Annotated in this window: 14 protein-coding genes; 5 read left to right on the forward strand and 9 right to left on the reverse strand. The window is 57.8% G+C overall.

What is annotated here, in order from left to right:
• Positions 1 to 56: 56 nt before the first annotated feature.
• From fbaA to dapB, 8 genes are read right to left on the reverse strand one after another with little or no spacing between them, the layout of a single operon-like run.
• A complete protein-coding gene (gene fbaA / locus DY250_RS05035; RefSeq protein WP_115611323.1) occupies positions 57 to 1,136 on the reverse strand; it encodes a class II fructose-bisphosphate aldolase in 1,080 nt (359 codons plus the stop codon).
• Between the two features lie 26 nt (positions 1,137 to 1,162).
• Positions 1,163 to 1,828: a TIGR04211 family SH3 domain-containing protein gene (locus DY250_RS05040; protein ID WP_245951032.1), complete on the reverse strand. Its 666-nt coding sequence runs from the start codon at positions 1,826 to 1,828 to the stop codon at positions 1,163 to 1,165.
• Complete coding sequence (locus tag DY250_RS05045) at positions 1,825 to 2,478, reverse strand: hypothetical protein (RefSeq protein ID WP_115611327.1); 654 nt, start codon at positions 2,476 to 2,478, stop codon at positions 1,825 to 1,827. The genes DY250_RS05040 and DY250_RS05045 overlap by 4 nt, the downstream gene beginning before the upstream one ends.
• The gene (gene pssA / locus DY250_RS05050; protein ID WP_115611328.1) at positions 2,478 to 3,230 is read right to left on the reverse strand and encodes a CDP-diacylglycerol--serine O-phosphatidyltransferase; all 753 of its coding nucleotides are present in this window, start codon (positions 3,228 to 3,230) and stop codon (positions 2,478 to 2,480) included. Before pssA ends, DY250_RS05045 begins: the two co-directional genes overlap by 1 nt.
• A 13-nt stretch (positions 3,231 to 3,243) precedes the next feature.
• Positions 3,244 to 3,942, reverse strand: coding sequence for an orotidine-5'-phosphate decarboxylase (gene pyrF, locus DY250_RS05055; RefSeq protein ID WP_115611330.1), 699 nt, complete (start codon positions 3,940 to 3,942; stop codon positions 3,244 to 3,246).
• A complete protein-coding gene (locus tag DY250_RS05060) occupies positions 3,939 to 5,078 on the reverse strand; it encodes a lipopolysaccharide assembly protein LapB (RefSeq protein ID WP_115611332.1) in 1,140 nt (379 codons plus the stop codon). Before DY250_RS05060 ends, pyrF begins: the two co-directional genes overlap by 4 nt.
• Positions 5,078 to 5,380 (reverse strand): LapA family protein, encoded by a 303-nt coding sequence (locus DY250_RS05065; RefSeq protein ID WP_115611334.1) that lies wholly within the window; start codon positions 5,378 to 5,380, stop codon positions 5,078 to 5,080. The genes DY250_RS05060 and DY250_RS05065 overlap by 1 nt, the downstream gene beginning before the upstream one ends.
• Before the next feature lie 16 nt (positions 5,381 to 5,396).
• A complete protein-coding gene (gene dapB / locus DY250_RS05070; protein ID WP_115611336.1) occupies positions 5,397 to 6,197 on the reverse strand; it encodes a 4-hydroxy-tetrahydrodipicolinate reductase in 801 nt (266 codons plus the stop codon).
• A 145-nt stretch (positions 6,198 to 6,342) separates the two neighbouring features.
• Between dapB and DY250_RS05075 the strand changes: the two genes are divergently transcribed.
• Entirely contained in the window at positions 6,343 to 6,855 is a 513-nt protein-coding gene (locus DY250_RS05075) for a Smr/MutS family protein (protein WP_115611337.1), read from the forward strand.
• A 55-nt stretch (positions 6,856 to 6,910) separates the two neighbouring features.
• Here DY250_RS05075 and lplA read toward each other — a convergent pair whose 3' ends face one another.
• The gene (gene lplA, locus DY250_RS05080; protein WP_115611339.1) at positions 6,911 to 7,921 is read right to left on the reverse strand and encodes a lipoate--protein ligase; all 1,011 of its coding nucleotides are present in this window, start codon (positions 7,919 to 7,921) and stop codon (positions 6,911 to 6,913) included.
• Between the two features lie 157 nt (positions 7,922 to 8,078).
• On the opposite strand from lplA, the gene DY250_RS05085 reads away from it, so the two are divergent.
• From DY250_RS05085 to DY250_RS13945, 4 genes are all read left to right on the forward strand, one after another.
• Positions 8,079 to 8,414 (forward strand): carboxymuconolactone decarboxylase family protein, encoded by a 336-nt coding sequence (locus tag DY250_RS05085; protein ID WP_040389426.1) that lies wholly within the window; start codon positions 8,079 to 8,081, stop codon positions 8,412 to 8,414.
• Positions 8,415 to 8,522: 108 nt separating this feature from the next.
• Positions 8,523 to 9,215 carry a glutamine amidotransferase-related protein gene (locus tag DY250_RS05090; RefSeq protein WP_115611340.1) on the forward strand — a complete coding sequence of 231 codons (693 nt, stop codon included), beginning with the start codon at positions 8,523 to 8,525 and terminating at the stop codon, positions 9,213 to 9,215.
• Between the two features lie 180 nt (positions 9,216 to 9,395).
• Entirely contained in the window at positions 9,396 to 20,384 is a 10,989-nt protein-coding gene (locus DY250_RS05095; protein WP_115611341.1) for an Ig-like domain-containing protein, read from the forward strand.
• A gap of 141 nt (positions 20,385 to 20,525) precedes the next feature.
• Positions 20,526 to 25,892, forward strand: a complete 5,367-nt coding sequence (locus tag DY250_RS13945) for an immunoglobulin-like domain-containing protein (RefSeq protein ID WP_172542218.1) — start codon at positions 20,526 to 20,528, stop codon at positions 25,890 to 25,892.
• The last annotated feature ends 247 nt before the right edge of the window (positions 25,893 to 26,139 follow it).

The following is a 26,139-nucleotide window of genomic DNA, read 5'->3' on the forward strand; positions in this document are numbered from 1 at the left end:
CGTTGTCGCTATAAAAAATGCAGCCCAAAGGGCTGCATTTTTGTTGGGCGCTATCCTTAAAGGAGATCGCGGCAGTTAAGATCGATGAAGGCTTGCTCCAGGCGGGCGGACATGGATTCTTCCATTTTGCGTAGCCAGACGCGTGGGTCGTAGTATTTTTTGTTCGGCGCATCCGGGCCTTCCGGGTTGCCGAGCTGGCCTTGCAGGTAGGCTTCGTTCTTCTTGTAGAAGTTGAGGATGCCGTCCCAGGAAGCCCATTGGGTGTCGGTGTCGATATTCATTTTGATCGCACCGTAGCTGATGGCTTCGCGGATTTCCGCTTGAGAAGAGCCGGAGCCGCCGTGGAAGACGAAATTGATCGGCTTGGCGGGAAGACCGCGTTCTTTGGCGACGTATTCTTGGGAAGCCCCGAGGATGCTCGGTTTGAGTTTGACGTTACCGGGTTTGTACACACCGTGGACGTTGCCGAAGGCGGCAGCGACGGTGAAACGCGGGCTGACCGGGCTCAGCTGGTCATAAACGTAGAGCACATCTTGCGGCTGGGAGTAGAGGCGGGATTCATCCACACCGCTGTTATCCACGCCGTCTTCTTCACCACCGGTGATACCGATCTCAATTTCGAGGGTCATGCCCATTTTGTTCATGCGCTCGAGGTATTTGCGGCAGATTTCCATATTTTCTTCGATCGGTTCTTCGGAGAGGTCAATCATGTGCGAGGAGAAGAGCGGTTTGCCGGTTTCGGCGAAGTGTTTTTCGCCGGCATCTAGCAGACCGTCAATCCACGGAAGCAGTTTTTTCGCGCAGTGGTCGGTATGCAAGATAACCGGGACGCCATATTCGGCGGCGAGGGTATGGACGTGTTTTGCCCCAGCAATAGCGCCCAGAACGTCGGGGCGGGTGCCGCTGGTCGGTTTGATGCCTTTGCCGGCGTAGAAGGAAGCACCGCCGTTGGAGAATTGGATGATAATCGGGGCTTTGACGCGGACAGCGGTTTCCAGCGCGGCGTTGACGGAGTCACTACCGACGCAGTTCACGGCCGGGATGGCGAATTGTTTTTCTTTGGCGATGGCAAAGATTTTTTGTACGTCATCGCCGGTTACGACGCCCGGTTTTACAATGTCGAGGATTTTCGTCATGGTTTTTTCCTTGGGTTGTTGAGAAATCAGAGGTCATCGTAGCTGCTGCGGCGAGCCGTGCCGAGGCGGAACAGGCCGGAGAGCCAGTGCAGGACGAAACCCGCGAAGACAAGGAAGCCGCCAATGTAGAGCTGCTTTTGGTTGAGGCTTTCTTCGAGGCGGGTGTTTTTATGTTTGAGGCTGAGGTTTTCTTGTTCGAGGGTGACAACGGCGGCTTGTAGTTCGCGGTTGCGCTGGTCAATAGCGATGGCGTTACCGGAGGCGCGTTGCAGGGCGACGAGTTCGTCACGCGCCTGCTGTTCGGCATTCTGCAAAGCTTCAACGCGGTTTTTCAAAGTGTTGAGGGTTTGGTTCTGGTTGTCGGTAGTAGTTTGCAGGCTTTGCGCGCGGCTTTGTAGTTGGTCAAGTTGCTGTTGGGCTTCAGCATAACGGCTTTGTACGCTGGGGGTGTCCATGATGCTGTGAGTGGATACCCAGCCGTTGATGCTGTCGGTTTTGACGCGGACGTAATCGCCATTTTTGTCGAGAAGCTGCACGGGTTCACCGGAGCGCAGGGTACCGAGGAATTTAGCATCGCTGCCGGGTTTGTCGTACACGGCAGTGCGCAGTTCGTCGCTGATCCAGGCATTTTGCGGGGCGGCCATGATGCTTGTGGTGCAAGCGAGGGACAGCAGGCTGATGGTTTTTTTCAAAACAGGTTCCTCTTGATGTATATCCATTGTCGCCACCAGTCGCCTTTACGGGACGGATCGGCGAGGACGGTGTGTGGGTGCAGGAAATTATAGGCGTTTGCCGGAAGTGTGCCAAACGCAGTGGGGGCAGCGTTCAGATGTGAGGAGAGGGTGTCGCCGCAGATGAGTAGCGGTTTTATTGCAAGATCAGCTGGCGCTGTAGCGGTATTTTGCGGTAGGGGCAGCGGATAGTTACAGACGAGGGCAAAGAGGGCGGTAAAGGCGCTGTACGCTTCTTGACTGCCGGTAGCCGCAAAAAGCGCGAGCAACAGGCGGCGTTCATTTTCGGTGGCGAAGAGGGTAGGGCGTCCCGCTTCCGCCCAGGGCGGTGGTAACAACCAGTTGCAACTGAGGTCATCACCGCTGAGCCAAAGGTAATCACGCCCCCAGTGCAGTTGGGCGGAAAGACCGGGCAACGGCAGGGTGAGGGCTTGGGCAGGTATTGGTTCCGGCGCGGCAGATCGCGGGGTGGGTAAGGCTGCGTTGGTAGGAAGGGGAGTTGGGGCAGATGGTACGGCGTCACGCAGGGTGGCAAGTTCGGCACGCGGCAGCCACAGTTTGTAACCGAGCAGTGTTAGCGCGGTGCGTTGTTGTGGCTGCAGGGTGAGCATCAGTGACCTTGCCCCTGTTGTCCCTGCCGCCGTTTGTTCATTCGCCACAGGGTCCAGATGGGGCCATGCAGGCCGTAAGCGAGGAAGAAGATGAAAAGGATAGGAGCGGGTTCAAGGAAGATGAGACCGATGATGCAGCCTGGCAGGATAGCTTTGCTGAAGGATAGACGGCTTTGCGGTTTGAAGGTTTTGAAGCTGTAGTATTTGAAGTTGCTGACCATCGCTAAGGCGGCGAACCAGGTGAGGATGGTGGAGAGCATGATGAGGCGGCTGCCGTCCCAGTGAAATTCGCTGCCTACCCAGACAAAACCGGCGACAAGGGCAGCGGCGGATGGGCTGGGCAGGCCGATGAAGACAGCCTTATCCGCATGATCGACCTGGACGTTGAAGCGGGCCAGACGTAGCGCGGTGCAGGCGGTATAGACAAAGGCGGTAAACCAGCCGAGTTTGCTCGGTACCAGCGGTTCGATAGCGGCGTAATGCAGTGACCAGCGATAGATGATGAGTGCCGGGGCCGCACCGAAGGAAATGAGATCGGCGAGCGAGTCGTACTGGACACCGAAGGCAGATTCGGTGTGGGTCAGACGGGCAACACGCCCATCACAGCCATCGAAGATCATGGCTACGAAAATGAGAATGGCGGCGAAGCTGAAGCGGCCGTCAATAGCGGCGAGAATGGCATAGAAGCCGCAGAAAAGGGATGCCGTAGTGAAGAGGTTTGGCAGGATGTAGACAGTTTTGGCGCCTCGCATGGGGTTTCCTTTTTTAATCAGGGGTGATGCTGCGGTTGATGGCCGCAAGTGCTGCCACCGGATCCGTTGCCCGGGTGATGGGACGACCGATGACGAGATAGTCGCTGCCAGCGGCAATAGCAGCTTCCGGGGTCATGATACGGCTTTGGTCATCGTTGGCCGCCCAAGCGGGACGAATGCCAGGGGTGATGGTGAGGAAGGTATCGCCATGGGCAGCTTTGACGGCAGCGGCCTCCTGAGCAGAACAAACAACGCCGTTCAGGCCACTGTCGGCGGCGAGAGCAGTCAGGCGGGTGACATGCGCTGCAAGCGGCTCTTCCACGCCGGTCTCGCGTAGGTCGGCGGCATTCATGCTGGTGAGAACCGTTACAGCAATGAGTAGCGGCGGTTTGGGGTAATGCGCCAAGGCATCGGCGGCGGCTTCGAGCATTTTGCGTCCGCCGCTCGCATGAACGTTGACCATCCACACGCCCATATCGGCGGCAACGCGGACGGCTGCAGCAACGGTGTTTGGGATGTCGTGGAATTTGAGATCAAGAAAAATGTCGTGCCCTTGTTGGTGCAGGGTTTCCAGCAGTGCTCGCCCTTCGCGGGTATAGAGTTCTTTGCCTATTTTGAGCCGGCATTGCCTGGGAGCCAGTTGTGCGGCAAGACGCAGGGCGTCATCACGGTGATTGACGTCAAGGGCAACAAGAACAGGTCGGCGGCTCATCGGTTTTCCACTTTGAGTTCGAGCAATGGGCGGAAACTGCTCCAGGCGAAGCAGGCAGGGCAGTGCCAAATAAGGTTTTGCTGGCGGAAGCCGCATTCGTCGCATTGGTACACGGTGCGCGGACGCACAAGTTTACCCGCATTTTGTGCCAGTGGGGCGTAGGTGTCACGGTAATCCAGGTAGGCAGCAAGCAGCAGCGGCGTTTGTTTATCAGCCATACGCTGTTGCAGCAGGTCGGCGGCAGCCTCGCGCGAGGTCGCAGCAATAAGTTCAGCCAGTACCAGTGTCAGGCGTGGATTTTTTTCGCGCACTTCGACGGTTTCGAGCCAGTTACGGTATTCATCGTCGCGAGTGATGGCGTGGTAAGCGTTGGCAATATCCGGCAGTACATCGGGCAGCAGTTCCGCTGATTGCTCACCAATGGTTTGCAGGGCATGAATGGCATTGACGTATTCGCCGTGTCGAAGGAAGAGTTGGCCGCGCATCCGGTTGGCGCGGACGCAATCGCGGTCGGCCGCAAGTGCCTGAGCAAGTTGGTTGGCGGTTTCATCGTCAGCGCTGCGCGCCAGCGCCTGTTCGGCCAGTTCGCAATGGTAGTGAGACAGGGCCTTGCGACGTATGGCGTTATCTTGCGCAGGAAAGTGGGCAGCAAGCATGATGGCTTGCGACCATTGTTTGGTACGTTCGTAGATATGCGCCAGCGCAGGCAAGATATCGGTCTGGCGGTATTGTGCCTGCAGTAGGGCTTCAAAGAGGCTTTGTGCCTGACTGTACATGCCAGCGGCGGTGTAATCTTCGGCGAGTTCGTAATCAATCGCGAGACGCTGTGTGTCGCTGAGTTGTTCGTGGCTGCGCAGTTGGCGATGCAGATGCAAGGCACGATCCAGTTCGCCACGTTTACGGAATAGGCTGCCGAGGGTAAGCTGGTTTTCCAGCATTTGCTGATCAAGATCCGCCATGTGGAGAAAAACGTCCACCGCGCGGTCAGTTTGGTCGTTCAGCAAAAAACCCACACCTTCAAAGTAGGCGGCGTGGGTCTTATTGGCCCGCCATTCCCGCGCTTCTTTGCGCATCGCCAACCACCAACCGGACCAGGCGGCCAGCGGCAGCAACAGGATAATCAGCCAGTCGGCCATCAGGCAGCTTTCTGGTCAGCGTTAAATTGTGCCTGAATGGCCGCTTTTTCAGCGGCTGCATGGTCTTGTTCCAAGCGGTATTGCAGGGATTTGGCACGCTGTTTCCAGTAGAAGGCTTTGAAACCAAAGAGGACAAGAATCATCAGTGCACCGAAAAGGAAAGACAGCAGCATGACGGCTACCAGCGGCAGATCAATGCTACCTACGATGTAATTGACAGAAACCTTGCCGCTATTGAGCAGGCCGATGGCAGCGAAGGCGACGCACAGGATGATGGTAATCAGATAGCCCAACCATTTCATGGGTATTTCCTCTTGTTTATGAAGTAAAGCCAAGCACGTCCGCCATGTTGTACAGCCCTGCCGGACGTTTGTCCAGCCAGATGGCCGCCGTCAGGGCGCCGCGTGCAAAGATACGGCGGTTGTTCGCGCGGTGGGTGAATTCCAGCCGCTCGTCTTCTGCCGTGAAGTACACCGTATGTTCACCGATGTTGTCACCGGCACGCAGTACGGAGAAACCGATATCGCCGGTCTTGCGGCGATTGGTATAGGGGTAGCGTTTGCGTGCTTCGAAATCGCTGTTTTGTGCCTGAGCGATCATTTCACCGATGCGCAATGCGGTACCGGAAGGCGCATCCACTTTATTGCGGTGATGGGCTTCGGCGATATCGACATCCCAGTGCTGATAATCCAGCACTTCCGCGACGCGGCGGCTGACTTCAAAAAGAATGTTGACGCCGAGGCTGGTATTGGCGGCAAGCACGACCGGGATTTCCTGTGCCGCACGATGAATCCAGGCGGTAGTGTCATTATTGAAGCCGGTGGTGCCGATCATCAGCGGTTTTTTCAGCTTTTGGCAGACTGGCAAGATGGCGAGCGTTGCATCAGGGCGGGTGAAATCCACGGCTACATCCACAGCGGCGCAGAATTGTTCGAGGTTGCTGGTGACGCGTACGGTGCAGTCGTGCGGTAGATCGGTTACGTCACAGAGGCGCTTGCCCGCCCATTCATGGCCATTGCGCACGGATGCAGCAGCGAGTTCTAAATCGGGGTGAGAGATAATTTCGTGGGCAATAGCTTGGCCCATTTTGCCGTTGATACCGTGAATGCCGATTTTCATGATTCGTCCTCTTGGATATTGCCGCAGTGTATGATGTTTTGATTATAGGGCTACACGTAAAGTGCGGCACCGATATTTTTGTCCGCCCCGAAACCGGTAAGGAATGTATGAATAAAACCGCTGCCTGCCACCAGTCTTTTTACTTATGACGGGAAAAGAACGATTTGCCGACCTGATTGGTACGGTCACCCCTCTGCAAACGCCGCCGAGGGCGGAAGGCTTCGGCAGACGGATGAAAATTTTACAGCGCCGCCGCATTGAAGCGCAACGTATCCGCCATGCGGCGGATATTCGCGAAACACTGTCCGTTAATCTGGCGCAGATTCCGGATGCCCGCTTCCGTGCGCTATGTGCCGGGCGTCTGCCGCTTGCGCGCGAGATTGATTTGCATGGATTTTTTGTGGACGAGGCCCTGCGTTACCTCGGCGATATGCTGGATGAGCGGCAAAACCGTCGCGAAGAATGCTGGCTGGTGGTACATGGTAAGGGGCGCAATAGTCCGCATTACGATCGCGCCCCGCTGAAACAGGCGATACTGGATTTGCTCTTGCGCCATCCGGCGGTGAATGCTCTGGCCGGCGTACTGGATCAGGACGGCCTCAGCGGGGCGGTGTGTATTGAGGTCGGGATAGGCAGAACGGGGAGAAACCCGCGATAGGAAGCAAGCTGCCAAGTTTTTCAGCTTTACGATGCCGGCTATTGTGTACCTTCGGTTAGCCGACCAGTTGATCAATGAGGTTTTTCGCAGCGATGCCGCCAAAATAAAGCGCAGTGTCAATGTCGGCAAAGGCAGCGGTGATAGCGTCGCGGCGGTAAGGGATGCCGGTCAGCCGTTTTTCCACGTCGGCGATGTCGCCCACGCCGAAGAAATCTCCGTAGATTTTGATGTCGCTGATGTTGCCGCCCTGGGCGACGTTGAAGCGGAAATCCACCGCACCTTGCGGGTATTTGTGGTAGCGCTCGCTGGTGAAGGCTGGGGAGCGGCCATAATTCCAGTCCCAGTTGGCAAAGCGTTCGGCACGGATGGCCGCGACTTGTGCCCAGTCGTCGGTGCTGAGTGTGTATTCGGGCACGTCGGCACGGTTGTTCACGCCGAAGATACGCAGGAGCAGGTGGTCACGAAATTCGCGTGTGTTCAGGTGCTGGTAGGCGTCAGCGACGTAGGGGCGGATGTTGGTCACGCGGCTGCGCACGGATTTGATGCCCTTGGATTCGATTTTGTCGGCGCGCGGTTTGAGGGCGGCAGTGACGGCGTCAAGGTCGGCGTCATAGAGGATGGTGCCGTGTGCGGTCATGCGGCCATTTTTGATGTACATGGCGTTGCCGGAGAATTTTTTGCCGTCAATAAGCAGGTCGTTCCGGCCTTCGAGTTTGGCGCCGGCGACACCCATCTGGTGCAGGGCTTCGATGACGGGGCGGGTAAAAACGCTGAAATCGCGTGCCGGGCCGTGTTCTTCCTGGATGAAGCAGTAGGAAAAGTTGCCGAGGTCGTGATAGACCGCGCCGCCGCCAGACATACGGCGGACGACGTGGACACCGTGCTCTTCGACGTAGCGCTGGTTCACTTCTTCAACGGTATTTTGGTTACGGCCAATGATGATGGAGGGTTCATTGATGTAGAAAAGCAGCAGTGGCTGGTCGGTGAGGCGGTTTTCGACGAGGTAGGTTTCCAGCGCGATATTGGTGCGCGGGTCGGTGTTTTCCTGGTTGTCCACAAATAGCATGATGGGGTTCCTTTATGTAGATGTAGGGGGGGGAAGGTTCATGATGATGCGGTATTGAGACGCTGGGGCGTTTTTTTGCGTGTTTTCCAGCTTATCAGCTTAACACGCCACCTCTACAATGCCCGACCTTCCCTTTGTTAGTTATGAGGTTTTTATTATGTTGAACTGGAAAGAATATCGGACTTGGCTCATGGGCAAACTGGGTGGTTTCAGCAAACTCAGCCCCGACACGATGAAGGGTTATCAAACCCTTGCCAAAGCCAACGGCGAAGGTGGCGTACTGGATGCGAAAACACGCGAATTGATTGCGATGGCTGTCGCAGTCACAACCCGTTGCGACGGCTGTATTACGATGCATGCTGAAGCGGCACGTAAGGTCGGTGCTACCGAGCAGGAGCTTGCCGAGGCATTGGGTGTGGCCGTCGCCATGAATGCTGGTGCGGCAATGGTGTATTCCGCCCGCGCGCTGGATGCATTCCAGCAGGGGCAGTAGGTCTTATCTTCCGCATGAAGGGCGTGGCGCTTGGCGTCACGCCCTTTTTGTTACCTGGCGATTGCGCTACATTACGCGCCTTTCTTAATTGGACTAAGGCACTTGACCATGCTGCGTATCGTGGCGATCTTGCACAACCCTGCCGGTTCGACCGGTCATATCGGCAATATTTTGCAAGCACAACAGCACGAATTCCGCGTACTTTGCCCGCTTGCAGGTGATCCTCTGCCAGAGGCAGATAGTTTCGATGCAGCGATCGTCTTCGGTGGCAAGATGAGCGCCAATGATTGCAATACCCTGCCCGAATTGCTCGCGGAATTGTTGTGGATACGCAGCGTGGTCGAAAGCGGCAAACCCTTCCTTGGCATCTGCCTCGGTGCACAACTACTGGCGATGGCTTATGGCGGAAAAATTACCCGTCACGCCGAGCATGTTGTAGAAATCGGCTATTACCACCTCTATCCGACGGTTGAAGGTTTCAGCGATATTTTTGCCGATATGCCGGAGCGCTTTTTTCAGTGGCACAATGAAGGATTCACCTTGCCGGAGGGCGCCGTCAAACTGGTGGCCAGCGACGCCTTCCCCAATCAGGCTTTCCGCCTTGGTGCGCACGCCTACGGGTTTCAGTTCCACCCCGAAGCGACGCCAGAACAAATTCGCTATTGGCACACTCGCGATAGTGAGGAATTATCCAACCCTGGAGCGCAGACCGTTGCCTCACAATGGACCTATCAGGAGCGATTTAATGAAGACATCCGCCGTTGGTTGAACAGTTTTTTGGATAAATGGTTACGGAAATAAACGGCGTATCCTGTTGAACAAAAATAGAAAACCGTCCATTTAGGACGGTTTTTATTTTGGCATGCGGCGTGCTTTCATGAAGTAGTAATTAAATATTAACTTTTGTATAATAGTGAAGAAACCTTCATGTATCTTGACATGAATAACTAGTAACCAACCACCAATAAAAGGAATTAGCTTATGGCAAAGCAAATCATCCTGGCCCTGAAAGACAACGCCGGTAATACCATTGAACAATACAACATCAATACCGCAGGTAGTGCACAGCACATCCAGGCAATAGATGGCGTGTACTACCAGTTCACCGAACAGGCAACCGGTATTGGTCCAGAAAGCATTATCACCGAGCGCGTAGGCGACAATCTACTGGTGTCCTTTGATGACGGTACCGATCTTGTCATTGAAAACTACTTTACCCAGGGACAGGGTGCATTGGTCGGCACGCAAGCTGATGGTGGGTTATTTGATTATCCCGTTGCCAGTGCCCCGGAGCATGTGCTGGCTTCCGAAATTGAAGCATCACAAGCCTTCGCTGCTGAACAGGGACAGCCTGTGCTTGCCCCTCTGGGTGTAGCAGGCGGAATCGGCCTGATAGCCGCAGCTATCGGCATCGCGAAAAATAACCATAATGATGACGACGGCAGTCCCAGCAATCCCACTCCTATTCCGCCAGACAATATCGGACCACAACCAAATCCGAACCCGCAGCCACCATCACCGAACCCCAATCCCCAACCCGGACAAAATCAACCCGGCAGCGTTACCATCAGCGGCAAGGCACAAGTGGGACAAACCCTGAGTGCGACTATTTCTGACCCGGACGGCGTACCGGCAAACGGTATCACGTACCGCTGGTTGGCTAACGGTCAGGAAATCGGCACCGGACAAACCTACACCATCCAACCGGGCGATAAAGGCAAGACCATTACCGTCGAAGTGCGCTACACCGATAACGCGGGACATCAAGAAAATATCACCAGCCGACCGACGGCAGAAATTACCGATGGAAGCCTGCCGGGCAACGTCAAACCGGTGGCGGCTGACGACACGGGCAAAGGCACGACGGGCCAGCCGGTTGAAGTGGACGTTCTTGCCAACGACAGCGACCCGCAGGGCAACCACACCCTGGACAAGAGCAGCGTCAAACTGCTGGATGCCAACAACCGCCCGGTGACCACCCTGAGCGTGGCGGGCGAAGGCACCTGGACGGTTAACAGCATGACCGGCAAAATCACCTTTACCCCGGTAGCGGGCTTTACCGGCAACCCGAAACCGGTCAAATACACCGTATCGGACACGGACGGCAACGTGAGCGAGCCGGCGAGCGTGACCGTGACCTACAGCGGCAGCACGCCGCCGCCGGGCAACGTCAAACCGGTGGCGGCTGACGACACGGGCAAAGGCACGACGGGCCAGCCGGTTGAAGTGGACGTTCTTGCCAACGACAGCGACCCGCAGGGCAACCACACCCTAGACAAGAGCAGCGTCAAACTGCTGGATGCCAACAACCGCCCGGTGACCACCCTGAGCGTGGCGGGCGAAGGCACCTGGACGGTTAACAGCGCGACCGGCAAAATCACCTTTACCCCGGCGGCGGGCTTTACCGGCAACCCGAAACCGGTCAAATACACCGTATCGGACACGGACGGCAACGTGAGCGAGCCGGCGAGCGTGACCGTGACCTACAGCGGCAGCACCCCGCCGGGCAACGTCAAACCGGTAGCGGCTGACGACACGGGCAAAGGCACGACGGGCCAGCCGGTTGAAGTGGACGTTCTTGCCAACGACAGCGACCCGCAGGGCAACCACACCCTGGACAAGAGCAGCGTCAAACTGCTGGATGCCAACAACCGCCCGGTGACCACCCTGACCGTTGCCGGCGAAGGCACCTGGACGGTTAACAGCATGACCGGCAAAATCACCTTTACCCCGGTAGCGGGCTTTACCGGCAACCCGAAACCGGTCAAATACACCGTATCGGACACGGACGGCAACGTGAGCGAGCCGGCGAGCGTGACCGTGACCTACAGCGGCAGCACCCCGCCGGGCAACGTCAAACCGGTAGCGGCTGACGACACGGGCAAAGGCACGACGGGCCAGCCGGTTGAAGTGGACGTTCTTGCCAACGACAGCGACCCGCAGGGCAACCACACCCTAGACAAGAGCAGCGTCAAACTGCTGGATGCCAACAACCGCCCGGTGACCACCCTGAGCGTGGCGGGCGAAGGCACCTGGACGGTTAACAGCGCGACCGGCAAAATCACCTTTACCCCGGCGGCGGGCTTTACCGGCAACCCGAAACCGGTCAAATACACCGTATCGGACACGGACGGCAACGTGAGCGAGCCGGCGAGCGTGACTGTGACCTACAGCGGCAGCACGCCGCCGCCGGGCAACGTCAAACCGGTGGCGGCTGACGACACGGGCAAAGGCACGACGGGCCAGCCGGTTGAAGTGGACGTTCTTGCCAACGACAGCGACCCGCAGGGCAACCACACCCTGGACAAGAGCAGCGTCAAACTGCTGGATGCCAACAACTGCCCGGTGACCACCCTGAGCGTGGCGGGCGAAGGCACCTGGACGGTTAACAGCGCGACCGGCAAAATCACCTTTACCCCGGTAGCGGGCTTTACCGGCAACCCGAAACCGGTCAAATACACCGTATCGGACACGGACGGCAACGTGAGCGAGCCGGCGAGCGTGACCGTGACCTACAGCGGCAGCACGCCGCCGCCGGGCAACGTCAAACCGGTGGCGGCTGACGACACGGGCAAAGGCACGACGGGCCAGCCGGTTGAAGTGGACGTTCTTGCCAACGACAGCGACCCGCAGGGCAACCACACCCTAGACAAGAGCAGCGTCAAACTGCTGGATGCCAACAACCGCCCGGTGACCACCCTGAGCGTGGCGGGCGAAGGCACCTGGACGGTTAACAGTGCGACCGGCAAAATCACCTTTACCCCGGCGGCGGGCTTTACCGGCAACCCGAAACCGGTCAAATACACCGTATCGGACACGGACGGCAACGTGAGCGAGCCGGCGAGCGTGACCGTGACCTACAGCGGCAGCACCCCGCCGGGCAACGTCAAACCGGTAGCGGCTGACGACACGGGCAAAGGCACGACGGGCCAGCCGGTTGAAGTGGACGTTCTTGCCAACGACAGCGACCCGCAGGGCAACCACACCCTGGACAAGAGCAGCGTCAAACTGCTGGATGCCAACAACCGCCCGGTGACCACCCTGACCGTTGCCGGCGAAGGCACCTGGACGGTTAACAGCATGACCGGCAAAATCACCTTTACCCCGGTAGCGGGCTTTACCGGCAACCCGAAACCGGTCAAATACACCGTATCGGACACGGACGGCAACGTGAGCGAGCCGGCGAGCGTGACCGTGACCTACAGCGGCAGCACGCCGCCGCCGGGCAACGTCAAACCGGTAGCGGCTGACGACACGGGCAAAGGCACGACGGGCCAGCCGGTTGAAGTGGACGTTCTTGCCAACGACAGCGACCCGCAGGGCAACCACACCCTGGACAAGAGCAGCGTCAAACTGCTGGATGCCAACAACCGCCCGGTGACCACCCTGAGCGTGGCGGGCGAAGGCACCTGGACGGTTAACAGCACGACCGGCAAAATCACCTTTACCCCGGCGGCGGGCTTTAGCGGCAACCCGAAACCGGTCAAATACACCGTATCGGACACGGATGGCAACGTGAGCGAGCCGGCGAGCGTGACCGTGACCTACAGCGGCAGCACGCCGCCGCCGGGCAACGTCAAACCGGTGGCGGCTGACGACACAGGCAAAGGCACGACAGGGCAGCCGGTTGAAGTGGACGTTCTTGCCAACGACAGCGACCCGCAGGGCAACCACACCCTGGACAAGAGCAGCGTCAAACTGCTGGATGCCAACAACCGCCCGGTGACCACCCTGAGCGTGGCGGGCGAAGGCACCTGGACGGTTAACAGCACGACCGGCAAAATCACCTTTACCCCGGCGGCGGGCTTTAGCGGCAACCCGAAACCGGTCAAATACACCGTATCGGACACGGATGGCAACGTGAGCGAGCCGGCGAGCGTGACCGTGACCTACAGCGGCAGCACGCCGCCGCCGGGCAACGTCAAACCGGTGGCGGCTGACGACACAGGCAAAGGCACGACAGGGCAGCCGGTTGAAGTGGACGTTCTTGCCAACGACAGCGACCCGCAGGGCAACCACACCCTGGACAAGAGCAGCGTCAAACTGCTGGATGCCAACAACCGCCCGGTGACCACCCTGAGCGTGGCGGGCGAAGGCACCTGGACGGTTAACAGCACGACCGGCAAAATCACCTTTACCCCGGCAGCGGGCTTTAGCGGCAACCCGAAACCGGTCAAATACACCGTATCGGACACGGACGGCAACGTGAGCGAGCCGGCGAGCGTGACCGTGACCTACAGCGGCAGCACGCCGCCGCCAACCAACGTCAAACCGGTGGCGGCTGACGACACGGGCAAAGGCACGACGGGCCAGCCGGTTGAAGTGGACGTTCTTGCCAACGACAGCGACCCGCAGGGCAACCACACCCTGGACAAGAGCAGCGTCAAACTGCTGGATGCCAACAACCGCCCGGTGACCACCCTGAGCGTGGCGGGCGAAGGCACCTGGACGGTTAACAGCACGACCGGCAAAATCACCTTTACCCCGGCGGCGGGCTTTAGCGGCAACCCGAAACCGGTCAAATACACCGTATCGGACACGGACGGCAACGTGAGCGAGCCGGCGAACGTGACCGTGACCTACAGCGGCAGCACGCCGCCGCCGGGCAACGTCAAACCGGTGGCGGCTGACGACACAGGCAAAGGCACGACAGGGCAGCCGGTTGAAGTGGACGTTCTTGCCAACGACAGCGACCCGCAGGGCAACCACACCCTGGACAAGAGCAGCGTCAAACTGCTGGATGCCAACAACCGCCCGGTGACCACCCTGAGAGTGGCGGGCGAAGGCACCTGGACGGTTAACAGCACGACCGGCAAAATCACCTTTACCCCGGCGGCGGGCTTTAGCGGCAACCCGAAACCGGTCAAATACACCGTATCGGACACGGATGGCAACGTGAGCGAGCCGGCGAGCGTGACCGTGACCTACAGCGGCAGCACGCCGCCGCCGGGCAACGTCAAACCGGTGGCGGCTGACGACACAGGCAAAGGCACGACAGGGCAGCCGGTTGAAGTGGACGTTCTTGCCAACGACAGCGACCCGCAGGGCAACCACACCCTGGACAAGAGCAGCGTCAAACTGCTGGATGCCAACAACCGCCCGGTGACCACCCTGAGCGTGGCGGGCGAAGGCACCTGGACGGTTAACAGCACGACCGGCAAAATCACCTTTACCCCGGCGGCGGGCTTTAGCGGCAACCCGAAACCGGTCAAATACACCGTATCGGACACGGATGGCAACGTGAGCGAGCCGGCGAGCGTGACCGTGACCTACAGTGGCACCACCCCGCCGGGCAACGTCAAACCGGTGGCGGCTGACGACACGGGCAAAGGCACGACAGGCCAGCCGGTTGAAGTGGACGTTCTTGCCAACGACAGCGACCCGCAGGGCAACCACACCCTGGACAAGAGCAGCGTCAAACTGCTGGATGCCAACAACCGCCCGGTGACCACCCTGAGCGTGGCGGGCGAAGGCACCTGGACGGTTAACAGCACGACCGGCAAAATCACCTTTACCCCGGCGGCGGGCTTTAGCGGCAACCCGAAACCGGTCAAATACACCGTATCGGACACGGACGGCAACGTGAGCGAGCCGGCGAGCGTGACCGTGACCTACAGCGGCAGCACGCCGCCGCCGGGCAACGTCAAACCGGTAGCGGCTGACGACACAGGCAAAGGCACGACAGGGCAGCCGGTTGAAGTGGACGTTCTTGCCAACGACAGCGACCCGCAGGGCAACCACACCCTGGACAAGAGCAGCGTCAAACTGCTGGATGCCAACAACCGCCCGGTGACCACCCTGAGCGTGGCGGGCGAAGGCACCTGGACGGTTAACAGCACGACCGGCAAAATCACCTTTACCCCGGCGGCGGGCTTTAGCGGCAACCCGAAACCGGTCAAATACACCGTATCGGACACGGACGGCAACGTGAGCGAGCCGGCGAGCGTGACCGTGACCTACGACAGTGCTCCACTACCGTTAGATCCGCCGACTTTCCAAACGGGTATTGGTGAATACGGTGATGCCTTCACTGTCACTCCAGCAAAGGGGGCAACCAAGATGGTGATCAAGTATCAGGATGAGGGGACACCACCGGCTACACACACAGCAACGGTGACTAAAGATGCTGCGACAGGTAAGTGGAGCGCCGATAATGGTAGCTATGTGGATGCCGATACTGGTGAGACCCGCTTTGAGCCGGATCAGGTGCTCGATGAAAGCAAGGTTACCGCTATCAACAGCAACGCGACCCAAACCAGTGCACCCGCTGAAATCACCACGGGTATTGATAAAAATGAGCCCAGACCCGAGAAACCGGAGGTTAGCGAGGGTGAGGAACAGGGCAGTGTCGTTATCACTCCGAAGGAACGCACCGATAGGCTGGCCGTCTCATATATAGATGAGCAAACGGGAGAAAAGAAGGAATTTTCTACCCTGAAAACTAATGGCATGTGGAAGATGGATGGTGATCCGATCGAAGGCATTACGGTGGATGCAAAGACCGGCAAAGTCATCATGGCAGCCAAAGTGGTGCAGGATGGCAGTACTGTCTCGATATCGGCTATTAGCATTCATTCAGTCTTCCAAGGAGAAACCAGCTTCGTCGCAGGTAACAATCCGCCGAAGCTTGCCGATCCGGAGCAACCGCTTGTAACTAAAGGTGCGGATACGGAGCAGGGTGGTGTCACCATTACTCCGCAGGGTAATACTGACAAGGTAGTGATTACTTATAAAGACGAACAGAACGCTGATCACACCATCACAGTGACAAAAACGAACGGTCAATGGGTGGCGGCAGGCGTGCCCGAGAACCAGGGTATTACCGTGGATGCCGCGAGTGGCGCAGTAAAACTGCCGCCGGATGCGGTCGCGGACAAGACGGAAGTCAAGGCTGTCGCTCACAACGGTACAAATCCGACTACAGCGGAAAACAGCGTGACAAGTGATATGGATAACACTACACCGCAACCGCCTCAACCTTCATTCACGCAGCCGACCCTGACCAAGGGTGAAGGCGCCGAACAAGGTGGTGTGACCATCACACCGCCGGATGAGGCGACCTATCTGCGTGTGGATTACGAAAGTAACGGGCAAGCAAGAAGCCTGACTCTCACCCGTGCAGGTGCCTCCAGTCCATGGCAGGTACAGGATGGTACGCAGAAACCGGTTGGTGTTGATTTTGATGCCACAAGTGGTGTGGTGAAAGTCGCTCCGGCAGCAGTGGATGACAACACCACTCTGAGTGCTATTGCCGGTAAAGGTACTGCGTACAGTAATCGTGTTTCTATAACGACTGACCCCGATAACGGCACACCGCAGCCGGTTGAGGCCGAGCTGACTCTGAGTGGCGACGGTAATGTTGTCGAAGGTGAAAGCGCTGCTTATACCTTGACACTCAACAAGGCGGCAGACAGTGATGTGACGGTTACCGTGAGCATCAAACATGGCACGACAGATGATGGCAACGTCAAGACAGAAACTCGCACCATCACTATCCCGAAAGGGAAAACCAGCCACAATTTTGAAGTAGCGGCGCTGGATAACGACAGTTATCAGCCGAACCGCACTTTCAGCGTCAGCGTGGAAAATGTCACCGGTGCGGTGAATAAGGCCAAAGCGGTAGAGACAACCATCGCCGACAACGATCCACCGTCTGCTCCAACGCTGGCAGCAGGCAGTGAGAATGGTAGTGTGGTAGTAACGCCGCAGACAGATAGCGGTATCAAACGCCTAGTCATTACTTATCGCGACAATGATGATAACGAGCAGACGCTGACAGTTACCCGCAATGACAACGGCACATGGACGAGCTCTGATCTGCCACGCGACAACATCAGCCTGGACGAAAACAGCGGAGTCGTCACCCTTGGCGGCAAGGCACTGAAAGATGGCAGCCCGGTCAGTGCGCACAACGATTCCGAATATAGGGAAGGTACCAGTGCCAGCCTGAATGCGGGCTATGACAACGGTCAGGCACCGGTGAATCAGCCGGGTAGCGTAATCATTGAAGGAGAAGCCAAAGTCGGCAGTGAGCTGACAGCGAAAGTCAGTGATGGTAACGGCTTTGCGGAAGATAGTGTCCGATACCAATGGCTGCGTGATGGGGAACCGATCTCTGCAGCAACCAACAAGACCTATACGCTCACTAATGACGATGCGGGGCACAAGATCAGTGTCCATGTTGAATATACCGACAATATAGGTACTGCGGAAAAACCGACCAGCGATGCGCAGGATGTACCGAATATTCCGCCAGCTAATAAAAACCACGCACCAACGGATATCAGTCTGAATGCCACCCAAATTATGGAAGGCAAGGACGGCGCAGAAGTTGGCAAGCTGACCACAACTGACGAAGACAAGGGTGATACGCATACTTACACAGTAAGCGACAGCCGCTTTGAGGTTGTTGACGGCACGTTGAAGCTGAAAGCCGGTGAGCATCTTGACTTTGCCAAAGAACAGACGGTAAAACTGACAATTACAACTAATGATGGACACGGCGGTACTTTCAGCAAGGAATTCACCTTGCAAGTGCAGGACGATCCGGCCTATCCGCCTGTGGTAGATAATGGTCGCGTTACTATCAGCGGTACCGCCAAAGTTGGTGAAACGCTGACGGCTAATGTGGTTGACCCTGATGGCGTTGCCGAAGATGCCATCCGCTATCAGTGGCTGGCCAACGGGCAACCCATAAATGGTGCGACGGAGAAGACCTATACCCTGCGTCCCAGCGATGTGGGCAAGAACATTAGCGTCAAGGCCGAATATGATGACAATATCCGGCATCATGAAAACCCGGGTAGCGAGCCCACAGGCAAGGTTCAGGGGGACGGCGTTGATCCTGCGGTCAGCCTGGTTGGTCCGCTCAACCTTCCGGAAGGCGGGAAAGCTACCTATGTGGCGCAGCTGGATAAAGCGACGGATCATGATGTGACGGTTTCTCTTAAATTGAACCACTATGTCAATGGTGCCGAACAGGGAACCATTCGCCTGAGTAATAAGCAGGTGACCATCCCGGCCGGAGAGACCCGGGCAACCTTCACCGTTTCGGCTGACGACAATAACGACGTCAATGACAGACCCGGGCATCCATCCACGGGACGCTTCGGCATTGAGATTACCGGTGCGTCCGGGGCGAAGGTTAACGATGCCGCCAAACTGATCAAAGCACTGGTGATTGATGATGAGGCTGCGTTGCCGAGCCTTACCCTCAATACCGACCAACCGTCCCTGACGGAAGGCGGTACGGCGACCTATACGGTCACCCTGAGCAAGGCGACGAATCATCCGGTCAGTGTTGATATTAAATTCGTACCTTCTGGTCTCGGTGTTGAAAAGAGCGCCTCCGAGGATGATGTGAGGTTAAGCACCAAACGCGTCACCATCCCGGCGGGAGAAACCCAGGCCACGTTCACAGTGACTGCCAATGCAGACAGTGCGGCGGAAGGCGTAGAAGGCTTCTCTATCAAGCTGATCAACCCGAAAGGCGCTACGCTTGAACGTGCACCAAGGGCTTCTGCTCCTCAAAACGATTCGGTGTACAGCACCATTGCCGACAGTGACGGCGAACCGGTTGTTTCTTTGGTAGGCAAAAACGCCGTCGTGCGTGAAGGCGAGAGCATCAGCTACAGGCTGCAGATGAACAAGGCGGCAGATCACGATGTCAGCGTAACCGTTGAATTTGCCGCATCCGGAAATGCTGCGTTCAAAGAGGGCAATAAAAAGACTTTCGTAATTCCAAAAGGGAAGACCAGCGTTGATTTCACACTGACAACCGTTGACGACAGTGTGGTGCAGAGCTATCACAGCGGCCTTCAAGTCGCCATTAAAAAAGCCGAAGGGGCAAGAGCCATTACCGATGTGCGCTATAACGTAGGCATCCTGGATAACGATCCGCCGGTAACGCCGACGATGGTACGGGATGGGAAAACCGGCAATGTCAGCATTACCTCCGGCATGGATCTGAAAAATCCGGCAAATACCTACACCATGAACGAGCTAACCTTCATGGAAGTGCGTTTTACCGATCCTACGGGTCAAGCATACAAGCTGATTGTGCGGAAGAATATCCATGCTGCCGAAACGGAATGGGCCTTTGATGACGACTATAAAATATCGCCGGCAAGCGGTATTACCCTGAATGCCCAAACAGGTACCGTGACCATTCCGGCGCATATGCTGAAAGCAGGCAGTGAGGTCACCGCGCAGAACTTCAATGATGCCTACGGCAGTGCCAACAGTGAAGTGGCAACCATGAAAGCCGGAGAAGCACCGCAGGCACCGCATATTGCGCCGGAACAGCCGATCACCGAGCATAGCCATCTTGCCGATGATGTGCAGGATGCCAGCCACGGACAGCATGATGCGGATAGCCATGATGCGCATGAAAGTGCGGTACATACCGCTCAGGGTACATTGCACCTCAGCCAGGGAATCAGTGCGGCGGATTACAGGCAGCTGGTCAATATGGAAGGAGAGGACATCCTCAACTACCTTGGTCAGCACAGTACGGAGATCCTTGCCAAGACAGCGGATAACGGTAACGTGCAAAACCTGCATGGCAGTGATGGTGACGATATCTTTGTCGCCGCACATGGTGCACACCAGTTCAGTGGCGGCAAGGGTGCGGATACCTTCGCCTTCCTCTTCGACGGCAACGACGGGCCTGGAAACAAGATCCTTGACTTCAACCCGGCGGAAGGTGACCGCATTGTCTTTGCAGGCGAACATCTGGCCGGTGCCAAACTGACGCTGGAGGATCACGGCGAAAGTCAGCGCCTGAGCATCAGTGACAGCGAAGGCCATACCCGGACGGTGGATATCGTCGGCGCCAACGGCAAGTTAAGCGAAAAAGACATCCTCACGCATGTAAAAGTCATGACGCCGCAGGGTTACGATGAACCTGCTTACAGCAGCAACTACAACCCGCATCTGGAAGATAACCATAATCACGGCAACAACTTCTGACCATAAACAATAACCGCCCATTTGCGAGCGGTTTTTAACTGCGCGCTTGCCACGGAAAACCGTGGCAAGCGTTTTTTGCTAAGAAACAGATCATAATTCCGTAACGGTCATAAACCACTACCTAACGAAAAGGAACGCAACATGGCGCAACCCGTCAATCTCACCGTCAAGGACACCACCGGCCGCGTTATCGGCGAATACACCATCAACGCCGATGGCGCGCCGCTACAAATTGAAGCCGTAAATAACGTCTACTATGAATTTGCCGAAGCTGGCGGACGCGGCCCAGCCGCGGTCAGCGGCACACGCAGCGGCGATGACCTCGTGGTGAGCATTGACAACAATAACCGCCTGATCATCAAAGATTACTTCAACAACGGCCAGGGTGTGCTGCTCGGTATGCAGGCCGACGATACGCCGTATATCTACCCGGTGGTGGATAACACCCCGGAACATATCCTGGCGAGCGAAATCGGCACAGGGACGGCAGCGGGCAGCAGCCTGCCCCCGGAGGCAGTCGCCGGCATCATCAGCGGCATAGCGCTGACCGCAGGCGGCATCGCCATCGCCGCACACAACCACGACAAGCACCATCACGACGGCAATGTGGCGCCGCAGCCCAATCCGAAGCCGCAACCGAACCCACAACCGAACCCACAACCGAACCCACAACCGAACCCACAACCGAACCCACAACCGAACCCACAACCGAACCCACAACCGAACCCACAACCGAACCCACAACCGAACCCACAACCGAACCCACAACCGAACCCACAACCGAACCCACAACCGAACCCACAACCGAACCCACAACCGAACCCACAACCGAACCCACAACCGAACCCACAACCGAACCCACAACCGAACCCACAACCGAACCCACAACCGAACCCACAACCGAACCCACAACCGAACCCACAACCGAACCCACAACCGAACCCACAACCGAACCCACAACCGAACCCACAACCGAACCCACAACCGAACCCACAACCGAACCCACAACCGAACCCACAACCGAACCCACAACCGAACCCACAACCGAACCCACAACCGAACCCACAACCGAACCCACAACCGAACCCGCAACCGAACCCGCAACCGAACCCACAACCGAACCCGCAACCGAACCCACAACCCAATCACGCAGGCAAAATCAGCATCAGCGGCGAGGCGCAAGTGGGCAAAACCCTGACCGCTACCGTTACCGATAACGACGGCGTACCGGGCAACGTGCAATACCAATGGCTACGCGACGGTCAGCCCATCAGCGGGCAGACGGGCAGCAGCTATACGCTCACCAAAGACGACGCGGGACACAAAATCAGCGTGCGCGCCGCCTACAAAGACAACGCCGGGCACGACGAAAACCCGCTCAGTGAAGCCACCGCTACCGTTACTGATACCCCCGCGCCACAACCGAATCACGCAGGCAAAATCAGCATCAGCGGCGAGGCGCAAGTGGGCAAAACCCTGACCGCTACCGTTACCGATAACGACGGCGTACCGGGCAACGTGCAATACCAATGGCTACGCGACGGTCAGCCCATCAGCGGGCAGACGGGCAGCAGCTATACACTCGCCAAAGACGATGCCGGGCACAAAATCAGCGTGCGCGCCGCCTACAAAGACAACGCCGGGCACGACGAAAACCCGCTCAGTGAAGCCACCGCTACCGTTACTGATACCCCCGCGCCCCAACCCAATCACGCAGGCAAAATCAGCATCAGCGGCGAGGCCAAAGTCGGGCAAACGCTGACAGCTACCGTTACCGATAACGACGGCGTACCGGGCAACGTGCAATACCAATGGCTACGCGACGGTCAGCCCATCAGCGGGCAGACGGGCAGCAGCTATACACTCGCCAAAGACGACGTGGGACACAAAATCAGCGTGCGCGCCGCCTACAAAGACAACGCCGGGCACGACGAAAACCCGCTCAGTGAAGCCACCGCTACCGTTACTGATACCCCCGCGCCCCAACCCAATCACGCAGGCAAAATCAGCATCAGCGGCGAGGCGCAAGTGGGCAAAACCCTGACCGCTACCGTTACCGATAACGACGGCGTACCGGGCAACGTGCAATACCAATGGCTGCGCGACGGGAGCCCCATTAGCGGGCAGACAGGCAGCAGCTATACGCTCACCAAAGACGACGTGGGACACAAAATCAGCGTGCGCGCGACCTACAAAGACAACGCCGGACACGATGAAAATCCGACGAGCGAGGCGACGGCGAGCGTGGCAGATAACACTAACGCACCGTTGATGCACGACGATTTTTCTTCCTACCCGCTGCACAAAACCTACGTTGACAACGATACTTTTGGCGCGTGGAAAGTGGCTTTTGCCGGCTATGGCAACGTCGAAATCATCGATAACGGCGGCGGCAACCAGGCCTTGCAATTGAAGCCGATGGCGCGCAGCGGTGAGACGGAAACGTCATCCGCGATGGTGCTGGGCACGGTGCAGACAGGCGATGAATTTACTTACAGCGGCACCATCGCCACCCCTGAACAACTGCGCCAGGGAGCGACGCCCAATGCTTGGGAAACCGCCTGGCTCGTGTGGAATCACACCGACAACGACCACTACTACTACTTCGTCGCCCGCGCTAACGGCTGGGAGCTCGGCAAACGCGACCCTGCTTACAGCGGCGGCCAGCGCTTCATGGCGAGCGGCAGCGAAAGCTGGCCGTTGGCGGAGCCCAAAAATTTTGTCGTCACGAAGAGAGGCAACACCGTGGAAATCAGCATCAACGGCAAGGTGATTACTACCTTTACCGATGATGAAAATCCCTACACCGGCGGCACAATCGGTCTCTATACCGAAGATGCGCGCATCGTCGCCGATGACATCAACCTGACGGCAGCGGCCAATATCACCGGCACTGCCAATCACGGCGGCGTGGCCTCCATCAGCGGTAAGGCCGCGACCGGCGAAGTATTGCATGCCACCGTCAGCGATGGTGATGGTGCTGTCAGCAACGTCAGCTATCAGTGGATGGCCGCCGGCAAGGAAATCAGCGGCGCAACCGGCGAGACCTACACCGTCACAGCGGATAACAGCGGCAAAATTATCAGCGTGCGCATCACCTATACCGATAGCACCGGCAAAGTGGAAAGCGTCATCAGCCCGCCCACAGCCGTAGTGGACAGTGGCAATGACGGCGGCGCGAACCAACGGGGCCAAGTCACCCTGAGCGGCACAGCCGTCGTCGGCGAGACCCTGACCGCGAACGTCAGCGATGGTGACGGTCTGCCTGAGCGCATCCAGTACACCTGGCTGGCAAACGGAGCGGCGATCAACGGCGCAAACGGTAGCAGCTATACCATCACCGCCGCCGATATCGGCAAGGTCATCAGCGTGCAGGTGTATTACTACGACAAGGCGGGGCATGAGGAAAACCTGCTCAGTAACGCTACAAACGCCGTCACCGACACCGCACCGCCGCCAGCAGAGAACCACGCACCGACGGGTAGCGTTACCATCAGCGGCAGCCCCCACGTTGGTGCGACCCTCACTGCTGCCAATACCCTCGCTGACGAAGACGGCCTCGGCAGCATCACCTACCACTGGTTGGCCGATGGTCGCGAAATAGGGCAGGGCGCGAGCTACACCCTGACCGAAGCCGAAAAAGGCAAAAGCATCACGGTTAAAGCGACTTACACCGACGGCAAGGGTACTCCGGAAGCCGTCGAAAGCGAAGGTACAGCCGCTATCGGCGAACCCGTCACCCCGCCAACTGCCACCCTCAGCGGTGCGGAAAACGTCAACGAAGGCGGGGCGGTGGAATACACCGTGACACTGGACAAAGCCAGTGACCGCCCCGTCACCCTCACCCTCACCCTCACCCACGGCGAGACGACGGACGGCGACCTCGGCAGCATCAGCAAAACCCTGACCATCCCGGCGGGTGAAACCAGCGCGAAACTGAGCCTGCAAACGAATGCCGACGGCATCCCGGAAAACACCGAGCACTACACCCTCAGCATCAGCGGGGCGGAAGGCGCGGTCGTCGGTGCGGACAAAGCCGTTACCACCGCCATTGTGGATAACGACGAAAAAGCCGCCTATCACACCGGCAGCGTCGCCGACAGCACCTTCGCCGGTGACCGCTCCGCGAATAACCACTACTTCGTTGACAGCCTGGACAGTACCCAACGGGCGACCTACGGTCACTATCACGGGCACAAAGCCGGTGAGGGACTGCGCATTACCTACGCCTTCTCCGAAAACGGCATGGAAAACGGCAAAGCTGTGGAGGGCCACCGCCCGTTCAGCGCGCAACAAAAAGCAGATATCCGTACCGTGCTGGATCACCTCGAAGAACACGTTAACGTGAAATTCACGGAGGGCAGCAATGCCACCCTGAACTTCTACCTGCATCGTCTCGAAGACGGTACATCCGGCTATGGCGTCTACGGCGGCAACGTTCACCTCAATACGCAGTATTACGCCGCAGACGATGCCTTCGCCCAAAAACCGCCATACACCATCGATACCGCGAATCACAACCTGACCCTCAAACACGGTTGGGGCACCGTATTGCACGAAATCGGGCACAGCCTCGGCATGGATCATCCCTTCGGTCACGATGACAGCAGCCTGGACATCAACAAAGCCGAAGACCGTAACGACCTCACCGTGATGTCCTACACCACCGGACAGTACGACTACGACGTTGACCTCGGCCAGGGCTGGACATCGCCGAAAGTGCCGCTTTCGCCAACCAAACTCGGCATCTACGACCTGGCCGCGCTGCACCATGCCTACGGCGTCAATCCCAACTACCACAGCGGCGATGACACCTACGGCTTCAAACCCTTCAACAAAGATGCCGTCGGCAACGACATCTACATCCATGACGGCGGCGGGCAGGACACCTTTGACGCCAGCGAACAAACGCTGGATCTCAACATTGACCTCACCCCCGGCAGCTGGATCTACGCTGGCAGCAAAGCCGGACATCTGGCGCTGGATGACAGCGGCAACCCGACCACCGGACAAGCCTTTATCGGCTACGGCACACAGATAGAGAGCGCGAAAGGCGGCACGGGCAACGACACCATCAAGGGCAACAGTGCGGCCAACTACCTCTTCGGCTTCGACGGCGACGACAACATTGACGGTGGCGCGGGCAACGACCAAATCGAAGGCGGACGTGGTAACGACACCCTGAAAGGCGGTGCAGGTGCGGACACCTTCCTCTTCCGCAGCCCGTTCGACGGCACGATTGACACCCTGCTCGACTTCAATGCCGCCGAAGGCGACCGCATCCAGCTCGACCACAACATCTTCACCGGCCTGCAAAAAGGCAGCCTGAGTGCAGAACAATTTGTGAAAGGGACGGAGGCAAAAGATGCCGACGACCGCATTATCTACAACCAAGCGACGGGCGAACTCGCCTACGACGCGGACGGCAACGGCAGCGGCGCAGCGGTGACCATCGCCCGCCTCGGCATCAACACCGAACTGGAATACAACCACATCCAGATCATCTGAAGCCAGGGCGGCCCGCCGTAGGACGGCGGAAAAAATCCGACGCGCCAGCGTCGGATTTTTTTATGCCCACACCGCTTGACGAAGCCAACAACGACGCCGCTTGGTGGGCGTAGGGCGGGCTTCAGCCCGCCGCAACAACACTGCTTTATTTTCATCATGATGGGCTGAAGCCCATCATGTACGAAACCCGGTAATCACGCCGCCTGGCGGCATTCCGCTCGCAGGGCGGGCTTTCTTGCCAAAGCGG

Source organism: Cardiobacterium valvarum, from assembly GCF_900460955.1.
In the GTDB taxonomy this organism is placed as follows: Bacteria; Pseudomonadota; Gammaproteobacteria; order Cardiobacteriales; family Cardiobacteriaceae; genus Cardiobacterium; species Cardiobacterium valvarum.